Source organism: Lysinibacillus sp. GW823-FHT06C08, from assembly GCF_058795135.1.
The window spans coordinates 454,860-464,403 of record NZ_JBXAHN010000002.1; the positions used below are offsets into that span (position 1 = coordinate 454,860).

Below are 9,544 nucleotides of genomic sequence, written 5' to 3' on the forward strand. Positions count from 1 at the left end.
TGGAGGTGTATATGAAAAGTACTGAGATTCTTTTTTTCGAACGTCCATTTCCAAGTGCGAATAGTATGATTATTAGAGATGATCAATCTTTTTTAGTAGATACTGGATTTGGCAGCGATATTGTGCGAACTGAGCAGCTTTTAACATCTGCAGGGATTTTACCAGCACAATTAAACGGCATTATTAATACCCATTATCATAGTGATCATGTTGGAGGAAATCATTATTTTCAACAACAGTATGAAATACCCGTTGCTGCACATCTTTGGGAAGGTGAAATGGTGAATCAATGTGATTTAGAGTCCTGTGGTGCACATTTTTTAGATCAACCCGTGGAACAATATACCGTTCAGCAATTACTAGTAGATGAACAGCAAATAATGACGGGGCAAAGTGCTTTCCAAGTTTTACATACACCAGGACATACATTGGGTCATATTGCATTATACGAACCAAAACAAGAAATTTTAATTTGTGGAGATTTATTTCATTATAATGATGTGGGATGGCTGAATATATTTAGAGAAGGGACAAACAGTATAAGACGTTCCATAGAAAGTTTAGATCGACTCGCTACACTTTCTATCAAAAAAGCATATCCTGGTCATGGCCCGGCTATCGATGAGCCATCCATAATGATAGACAAAGCAAGAGAAAGACTTGAAAAATGGATAGAGTCTCCTGAAAAAATGGCTTGGCATGCCTGTAAGCGAATTTTTTCATTTACGCTGATGATAAAAAACGGTTTAAAGAGTAGAGAAATTACTCCTTATCTACTAAGCTGCAGTTGGTTTTACGATTTCGCTGTTCACTCTTTCCGTTTAAAACCTGAGGAATTTGTACAACCATTGCTAGATGAAATGATTCGATCAAAAGCCGCAGTATGGCATCAAGACATATTAATCGCAACAGCACCATATGAAGCACCCAATCAAAAATGGATAGAAGAGGATTGGAAACCAAGGAATTGGACAAAGTAAATGTGCAATTTTGTACTATAATGATTTTAATAATAGATGTAATAATTCAAAGAGATAAACTTGAAAGGAAGTTTGCTTCATGGATATTACATCTTTTTTATTGTACTGTTTTATTATTACGGCTACACCAGGACCGACAAATGTGGTTATTTTATCAACGACACAAAATTACGGTATTAAAAAGGGCTTACATTTTTCTTATGGTTCTGCAATTGCGTTTTTTATTTTATTAGCATTATCAGCTTTTCTAAATTCATTGTTTTCAACTTTGGTCCCAAAAGTATTGCTAATTATGCAAATACTAGGAACAGCTTATATGCTTTATCTAGCTTATCAAATAGTTAAAATGGATATTTCGAGTGATGATACAAATAAAGCAGGAAACTTCAAATCAGGGTTTTTCATGCAATTTTTAAACCCTAAAGTCGTATTATTTACAATGACAGTTATTCCAAGCTTTGTGCTACCATACTATGAATCATTTTTCGCGATATTCGTAAGTGTATTCGCCATTACCCTCATCGGATTAATAGCTTTCTTATTATGGGTATTGTTTGGAGCTATCTTTAAACAATTTTTACAACAACATAAAAAAGTCGTCAATGCTTTCATGGCTTGTTGTTTAATATACGCAGCCATCATGATTTGGATTGAATAGAGGTGAAAGGAATGCAGCAATTTACTTATAAAAAAATGGATGGAATTACAGCATTGAAGGCAAGCTTTACTGATTTTAAGTATAAAAAGCATGCTCATCAGGAATATGCATTCGGGGTAACATTAAAAGGTATCCAGCATTATCATCTAGATGGATGTTTACAGCTTTCACACCAAAATGGCGTTATGCTTTTTAATCCTGAACAAGTACATGACGGAATGGCTTATAATCGTGAAGGACTCGAATATGTAATGCTTTACGTAGAGCCATCTTTATTTTTAGAGGCTATTCAAAAAAGAGAAATCATTAGCTTTGACAAACCTATTATCTATAACAATAGTATAAAGAACCATATACTAAAACTGTCACAAGCAATTTTAACAGAAGAAAATTCAGCATTATGTCATGAGTTGTTTTTACATTTATCAGATGGCTTAGTGGAGCAAGATTTTAGTTTAACCATGAAAATGGATAGTATGATGATTAAAAAAGCGAAAGAGATCATCCATTCACATGTAGAAAATATACTCAAAATCGAAGATATTTGTCAGAAGCTACAATTGACAACATTCCAATTCATTCGTCTTTTTAAAAAGCACACTGGGATTACGCCTTATCAATATTTCTTAAACTGTAAAGTCGAACGAGCTAAATCCATTATTGAACAAACAGGTGATATTTATGCGGGAGTTGCACAATGTGGATTTGTTGATTTACCCCATCTAAATAAACATTTTAAAAGTATTTTTGGTATTACAGCATTTGAATATTTATCTATTGTTAAAAACTGAGAGTAAAATGAATGGAATTGATAATAAATAGAATTTTATGTTAAAGTATAGTTACTTAAATTGATCGGAGGGTGAAAAGATGAGCCATTGTTTATTTATTCGAAAACATCATTTCAATATAAATAAACAAGAAGCCATTCTCCACCTATCATATTTAGAAATTGCTACTCTATGACTGTTTATGCTCATTCAAAAAATGTTATGTACGGGGACGAGTTTTTGAACATTTGTTGAATCAACATAAACGATCAAACGGTTGTCACAGATAAAAAAACTGGACACCCATATACGTTGATACATAGGGAAACTATTTTCATTGAGCAAGATGCTTCTGTTTATAAACAGAGGCATCTTTTTTATTTTTATTCAAATGTCGGGGTGATGCATATGAACAACTAAATGGAATGATTACGGAAGAATTAATGAAGGGAGCATTCACATGATTGAAATTCAAAATCTAACCATTAGAACGATTAAAGACAATCGGACGTTGATCGATCAATTCCAGCTAAGTATTCAAAAAGGCGACAAAATTGTCATTATAGGTGAGGAGGGGAATGGCAAAAGTACATTATTAAAATGTATTTATAACGAAAAATTAATGACTGATTATTGTACGTTTGAAGGGAAAATTCAAAATGACGGCTACTTATTAGGTTATCTTTCACAGGAGCTATCGGCACAGGAAGAAATGTTAACGATCACTGAATTATTTTTAGATAATAGTTGGAATAAGGATCTGTTAATGGCCATGGATGATTTTAATATCCAATCCTTAGTTTCAGATCAATCGATTAGTGATTTCTCAGGAGGGGAACGATTTAAATATCGTTTTTTAAAATTACTCTCCATGAATCCTGATGTTCTGTTACTGGATGAACCGACAAACGATTTAGATATAGGCACAATAGATTGGTTAGAAGCGTATATGCAGCAAACTACGATTCCTATCATATTTGTATCGCATGATGAAACATTTATTAAAAATACGGCGAATGCTATTATTCATATGGAGCTTACCAATCGCAAGCAAATACCCAAATATACATTTTCAAGAGAGCCCTATGAAACATACCTGGCACATCGGGAAAACGAGCTACTCAAACAAGAGCAGGTAGCGAGGAAGCAAGCAGCCGATTATAAAAAACAAATGGAAAGGTGGCATGATGTTTGGAATAAGGCAGAGCATCAGCATCAAAATGTAGCTCGCTCGGACCCGAGATTACAGAAGAAAGTAAAATCATTAAAAAATCAAAAGCAACGAATGGACAGAGCTACAGAGAATTTTTTCGAGATTCCAACTGTAGAGGAGGCAAGCGAATTCCGATTCGATTCCTCTATCCATATACATCGCCATAAAAAAATTCTAGAGCTATCATTGGAAACGCTTGAAATAGCAAACAAACAGCTTTCCCAAAATATAAACTTATCGATCATTGGACCAGAAAAGGTTGCGATTATTGGCGAAAATGGGGTAGGGAAATCAACCTTGCTAAAAAAGATATTGGACACGTTGAAGGACCGTTCTTCATTAACAATAGGATATATGCCGCAAAATTACGAGGATTTATTGGACCCAAATCAAACACCTATTCGTTTTTTAGAAAAAACAGGTGATAAGGAAGCGATGACGAAAGCTTTTACTCATTTAGGGAGCATGAAATTTACGAGCGATGAAATGCAGCAAAAGATTGGCCAGTTAAGCGGTGGTCAGAAGGCTAAGCTGCTTTTGTTAAAGATGATTATGGACGGTTGTGAACTATTAATTTTGGATGAACCAACGAGAAACTTTAGTCCTTTGACAACGCCAGTACTGTGTCATGCATTAGCCCAATATGGTGGCGCCATTATTAGTGTTTCTCATGACCGCCGATACTTAAAGGAAGTTGTATCAACCATTTACGAATTAACGAACGTTGGCTTAATCAAGAAATAAGCAATAAAAAAAGTCGATTCTCTGTAAGCAAAGAATCGACTTTTTTTCAAAAAATATATGTAGAACACATTGAAATCAACAATAGCTTATGGTAAATTTATAGAGATAGACGTTGTATAATTAACTTACCACGTACTTTCCCTATTCTAATTATACAATATACTCTATTCTTTCGTCAACAGTTTTATTACTTAGTTTTTAAAGGGGTGGTTGCTATGAAATCAGCAAAGGCACTACAACAGATGGGAGGAAAAAACTACTCAGCTCATTGACGAAGAAGTCCAGACCTAAAAAGACAATCGAAATTCTCAAGAAAATGAAAAAGATAAAAGAAAGTAGGATTGATACTACATGTCGGAGAATACCATTTCTGCCCAGACAAAAGCGCCATACGGCATGATTGCCATTTTATTTATTGGGGCATTTGTCGCAATTTTAAATGAAACATTATTAAACATTGCTCTCCCAGCCATTATGACGGAATTTGATGTAAATGCTACTGCCGTACAATGGCTTTCCACAGGCTATATGTTGATTAACGGTATTTTAATACCGGCAAGCGCGTTCTTTATTCAACGTTTTACGGATAAAAAGCTATTTATTACCGCAATGGCCTTATTTACACTAGGTACATTCCTAGCAAGTATTGCACCAGCATTCGGTGTATTATTAGCGGCACGTATGATTCAAGCTGCAGGCTCAGCCATAATGATGCCTTTACTAATGAATGTTATGCTTACTGCATTCCCAGTTGAAAAACGAGGCGCAGCGATGGGGATGTTTGGTCTCGTGATGATTACTGCTCCAGCAATTGGACCTACGCTTTCCGGCTGGATCATTGAACATTATAGCTGGAGAATGTTATTTGATATTGTTTTACCAATTGCTATTTTGACATTAATCTTTGCAGCCTTTAAATTGAAGGATGTGACACCACAACGTGCCATTAAGCTTGATGTAATATCACTCATTCTATCGAGTATTGGATTCGGAGGACTGCTTTACGGCTTTAGTTCGGCAGGGGAAAAGGGTTGGGACAATGTACTTGTCTATGGAACAATCATTATTGGAACGATTGCTTTAATTACCTTTGTCCTTCGTCAATTTCGTATGGATGAACCAATGCTTGAGTTTCGTATTTTCAAATATCCTATGTTTGCCTTATCATCGGCAATTTCCATCGTCATTGCGGTAGCTATGTTCTCCGCAATGATTTTAATGCCTATATATGTACAAACGATTCGTGGTATTTCACCAATGGATTCAGGCTTATTAATGCTACCAGGTGCGATTGTGATGGGGATCATGTCTCCAATTACCGGGAAGCTCTTTGATAAATATGGCGCAAGAAGCTTAGCCGTATTTGGATTAATCATCACGATTGTCACATCTTATTACTTTAGTAAAATAAGTATGGATACAGCTTATTCGACACTTGTTCTTCTATATACATTACGTATGTTTGGGATGTCGATGGTTATGATGCCAGTAATGACAAATGGTCTGAATCAGCTACCAGCTCATAATAATCCACACGGAACAGCAATGAACAATACTCTTCAGCAAGTCTCAGGTGCCATTGGATCAGCTGTATTGATTACAGTTATGAACAATAAAACAACTGCCAAAGCAGAAGAAATAGCGGCTAGTGCCATGAATAATATGAGTGCCAATGCACAGACATCTACACAGGGGGCCGCTGAACTAAAACAACAAATCATGAATGAAGCCATGCTCCATGGTATCAATTACACCTTCTTTATTTCAACATTGATTGCGGTGATCGCACTCATTCTTGCATTCTTTATTAAAAGAGTTAAACCAAATCAAGAACATATGATGCCTAATGAGGATGCTGAAAAACAAGTAGAAGTGAAATAAGTAGGGAAACGGGTGTTGCTTATGTTAGCAACACCTGTTTTTTAGTTTTAAGACGATTAAAAATCTAATTGACTGAACTGATGGAATATAATGATAGTTATAATAATTAAATTGACATTGGAAATTGATTACCATACAATTTGATTGATTCGTCACTCATTTTTTTGACAGGTGCTTCTAAGTTTACGATAGATGAAAAAAGAATTCTAAGCTTAATTACAAAAAATCTAACTACCAAGGTTAGTGGGGAGCATGGATGGATAGTGATGTTTTCTAATTAAAACTTTAAAAAGTAATTGAATAGAAGGTTTTTTGCCATAAAGCTCAATAAACTAAGGAGAAATTAATTTGAAGATTGAAACCATATATGACTACGAAATAAATGGTTCATTAAGAGCCAAATTACAATATTTATTAACAGAATGCTTTACTGAAGATTATCCAAAAGAAAGGATTTACTTTAAGCAATTACCTCAATTTAGATTCATAGCAACGGATGACAAAAATGAACTTGTTGGTCAGGTTGGCTTGGATTATAGAATAATGAATTTAAATGGGAAACCTATTAGAGTTCTTGGCATTATCGACTTATGTGTATCAAAAAATCAGCGTTCCCAGGGAATAGGTTCATTGCTACTCTCGAAGATAGATGAATTTTGTAAAGGAAAGACAGTTGATTTTTTACTCTTGTTTGCAGATAACAAAAAATTATACGTAAATGCAGGATTCAAGTCTGTCAATAATGAGTGTACATGGTTAAAAATAGACCATAAAAATCAATCAACATATGGAATAGGGCATGAAAAAATTAATGAGCTTATGATTAAAGAAATAGGTAATATAAAATGGGAAGATGGCAAAATAGACTTATTAGGCTATCTTTATTAAGCGAAGTCCCTTACTAAAATAAAACAACTTTAAAAGTCTTGTTACTTAAGCAGATGTAACAAGACTTTTATTTGTAATCACTGGAGTTCAATTTAATTGATCAAACGTTTTTTTAATTTAAACATCGTTTTAAAAAAATTATCGATATAACGCAATCATTTGATTGGCGATATACTCTGAACTAAAATGAATGCCATCTTTGAGCCACCACATAATGATGCCTAGTACCGACGAGGCGAGTATATCCATAGATAGTGTTACTTCTGTCGGATCCAAACATTCCCTTTCGCGCTTAATCACAATCATGTCTTTTAACATTCTATGGAATTTTCTTTTGAAGCCAGGATGTTCAAAAAGAACAGCTAAAATTTTTCGATGCTTATAAAAATAATCTAAAAAGGTCATTAATTTTTCTTGATTATTTAAATTGTCGATTTGTAAGGTAGGAGAAATTTTCAACGACAGGTCGTCAAAAATATCGTACACAACTTGCTTTAATAAATCATTGATATCTATAAAATGCAAATAAAAGGTAGCACGATTTAGCTCAGCACGCTGGGCTATTTTTTGTACGGTTAGTTTTGTAATGTCTGGATCTTCAATTAAAATTTCTACTACAGCTTCTTTAAACACTCGTTTAGACCGAATAGCTCGGGGATCTTGCTTCTTCTGTGCCGTCAATGTTATTCTCCTTTATCTATTAAATTCTATTTTATTAATAGTTTTTATAAATATGTTGTTTAATTAACACTTCTTGAAAAATTGTAAATAGGCATCAAAAAATAAAAATGTTATTATCTATTTTATTGACAGTGTGTTAATAAAACAAGTAGAAAGAGGAATTTTAGCATGTCGGAATTCATCAATAAAAAAGTGTTGTTAACCGTCTTAATTATAGGCTGTTTTTTATCGACACTGAATCAAACATTGTTGAACGTAGCGTTGAGTAATTTGATGGAAGTATTTTCAGTTTCAGCTACAACTGTACAGTGGTTATCTACTGGCTTTATGTTAGTGAACGGAGTATTAGTTCCCATTACGGCATACTTAATGAAACGTTTTTCTACACGCCAATTATTTATTAGCTCCATGCTATTTTTATTAATTGGTTCGATTTTTTGTGCATTGGCACCGAACTTCGCTATGTTGTTAATAGGGCGTATGGTTCAAGCAGTTGGCGCAGGAATTATTATGCCACTGCTAATGAGTATCGTCATGTTTATTTTCCCACCTGAAAAAAGAGGCAGTATGATGGGGTTAATAGGACTTGCGATGATTTTTGCTCCAGCAATTGCCCCCACATTAGCAGGCTTTATTATTGATTATTATTCATGGCGCTGGTTATTTATCGGCCTTATTCCATTGGTGATCATCACCATTTTATTAGCCGTAAAATACTTGATAAATGTCTCAGAAACAGCCAAAACAAAATTAGACGTAGTGAGTGTTATATTATCAACTATTGGTTTTGGTTTAATTTTATATGGATTTAGTAATGCAGGTAGCCATGGCTGGGATGATAAGGTGGTCATCAGTACGATCTCTGTAGGGATCGTAACAATTGCGACATTTTGTTTAAGACAAATAAAATCTAATGATCCGCTTCTAAATTTATCCGTATTTCAAAATAAAGTATTTACGTTAACGTCCATCATCAATATGATTGTCACAATGATGATGTATGCGGATATGATTTTATTACCAATCTATTTACAAAATGGGAGAGGATTTACGGCATTAGACGCAGGTTTATTATTATTACCTGGTGCACTTGTAAATGCCTTTATGTCTCCTGTTACAGGAAAAATATATGACCGTTATGGAGCGAAGCCTTTGTTTATCATTGGTTTAATTTTCATCATACCTTCTATGTGGATTGTTACAGATTTATCAGAAGCTACATCTTTTACTTTTTTAATGATCCGTACCATTTTCCTACGTATAGGTTTGAGTTTTATTACGATGCCTTTGAACACAGCAGGTTTAAATGCCTTGCCGAAAACACTTGTCACACATGGTACCGCAGTTAATAATACGTTGCGTCAAATTTCGGGTGCGATAGGAGCTGCTGTGGTCATTACCATTTTTACAGCACAAACGACAAGTCATGCGAAAAGCTTGCTTGTAGAAACACCCAATGCTACGGCTGAAATGGTTCGTACACTAGCTTCCATCTTAGGCTCCAGTGATGCCTATTATTTCATGACCATCTTAGCGATTATCGCATTTATTTTAACGCTTTTTGTTCCCTCTAAAAAAATGATGCAACAAAACAGTTAGAAAGGCTGTGCGATGCGGTCGAGCGGGGAAGGGGAGCTTGAAATTTAAAAAAAGAGGCTGGGACAAAACCCACCTCTAAATTAAAAAGCGTGTGAAATTTTACGATCAGTAAAATTTCACACGCTTTACA

General features: G+C 34.6%; 8 protein-coding genes. 7 read left to right on the forward strand and 1 reads right to left on the reverse strand.

What is annotated here, in order from left to right; all coding sequences use genetic code 11:
• Positions 1-11: 11 nt before the first annotated feature.
• The 6 genes from AC1Q6O_RS10020 (at position 12) to AC1Q6O_RS10045 (ending at position 7,134) form a co-directional block, all read left to right on the forward strand.
• Entirely contained in the window at positions 12-980 is a 969-nt protein-coding gene (locus AC1Q6O_RS10020; protein WP_089986529.1) for an MBL fold metallo-hydrolase, read from the forward strand.
• 79 nt (positions 981-1,059) lie between these two features.
• Positions 1,060-1,638 carry a LysE family translocator gene (locus AC1Q6O_RS10025; protein ID WP_427071780.1) on the forward strand — a complete coding sequence of 193 codons (579 nt, stop codon included), beginning with the start codon at positions 1,060-1,062 and terminating at the stop codon, positions 1,636-1,638.
• 11 nt (positions 1,639-1,649) lie between these two features.
• Positions 1,650-2,429 carry an AraC family transcriptional regulator gene (locus AC1Q6O_RS10030; RefSeq protein WP_346038002.1) on the forward strand — a complete coding sequence of 260 codons (780 nt, stop codon included), beginning with the start codon at positions 1,650-1,652 and terminating at the stop codon, positions 2,427-2,429.
• 439 nt (positions 2,430-2,868) lie between these two features.
• The gene (locus AC1Q6O_RS10035) at positions 2,869-4,365 is read left to right on the forward strand and encodes an ATP-binding cassette domain-containing protein (protein ID WP_107922258.1); all 1,497 of its coding nucleotides are present in this window, start codon (positions 2,869-2,871) and stop codon (positions 4,363-4,365) included.
• Between the two features lie 351 nt (positions 4,366-4,716).
• Positions 4,717-6,246, forward strand: coding sequence for a DHA2 family efflux MFS transporter permease subunit (locus tag AC1Q6O_RS10040; RefSeq protein ID WP_089986527.1), 1,530 nt, complete (start codon positions 4,717-4,719; stop codon positions 6,244-6,246).
• Positions 6,247-6,594: 348 nt separating this feature from the next.
• Positions 6,595-7,134, forward strand: coding sequence for a GNAT family N-acetyltransferase (locus AC1Q6O_RS10045; RefSeq protein WP_427533867.1), 540 nt, complete (start codon positions 6,595-6,597; stop codon positions 7,132-7,134).
• A gap of 138 nt (positions 7,135-7,272) precedes the next feature.
• Here the strand turns inward: AC1Q6O_RS10045 and AC1Q6O_RS10050 are convergent, their stop codons facing one another.
• Positions 7,273-7,815: a TetR/AcrR family transcriptional regulator gene (locus tag AC1Q6O_RS10050; protein ID WP_427533869.1), complete on the reverse strand. Its 543-nt coding sequence runs from the start codon at positions 7,813-7,815 to the stop codon at positions 7,273-7,275.
• A 168-nt stretch (positions 7,816-7,983) separates the two neighbouring features.
• Here AC1Q6O_RS10050 and AC1Q6O_RS10055 point away from each other — a divergent pair, with 168 nt between their 5' ends.
• Positions 7,984-9,414, forward strand: a complete 1,431-nt coding sequence (locus tag AC1Q6O_RS10055; RefSeq protein WP_492401097.1) for a DHA2 family efflux MFS transporter permease subunit — start codon at positions 7,984-7,986, stop codon at positions 9,412-9,414.
• Positions 9,415-9,544: the final 130 nt, after the last annotated feature.

Bases quoted from the DNA above. Each gene is read 5' to 3' on its own strand.
- AC1Q6O_RS10020 (WP_089986529.1), top strand. From the start codon at position 12: ATGAAAAGTACTGAGATTCTTTTTTTCGAACGTCCATTTCCAAGTGCG.
- AC1Q6O_RS10040 (WP_089986527.1), top strand. From the start codon at position 4,717: ATGTCGGAGAATACCATTTCTGCCCAGACAAAAGCGCCATACGGCATG.
- AC1Q6O_RS10055 (WP_492401097.1), top strand. From the start codon at position 7,984: ATGTCGGAATTCATCAATAAAAAAGTGTTGTTAACCGTCTTAATTATA.
- AC1Q6O_RS10025 (WP_427071780.1), top strand. From the start codon at position 1,060: ATGGATATTACATCTTTTTTATTGTACTGTTTTATTATTACGGCTACA.
- AC1Q6O_RS10030 (WP_346038002.1), top strand. From the start codon at position 1,650: ATGCAGCAATTTACTTATAAAAAAATGGATGGAATTACAGCATTGAAG.
- AC1Q6O_RS10035 (WP_107922258.1), top strand. From the start codon at position 2,869: ATGATTGAAATTCAAAATCTAACCATTAGAACGATTAAAGACAATCGG.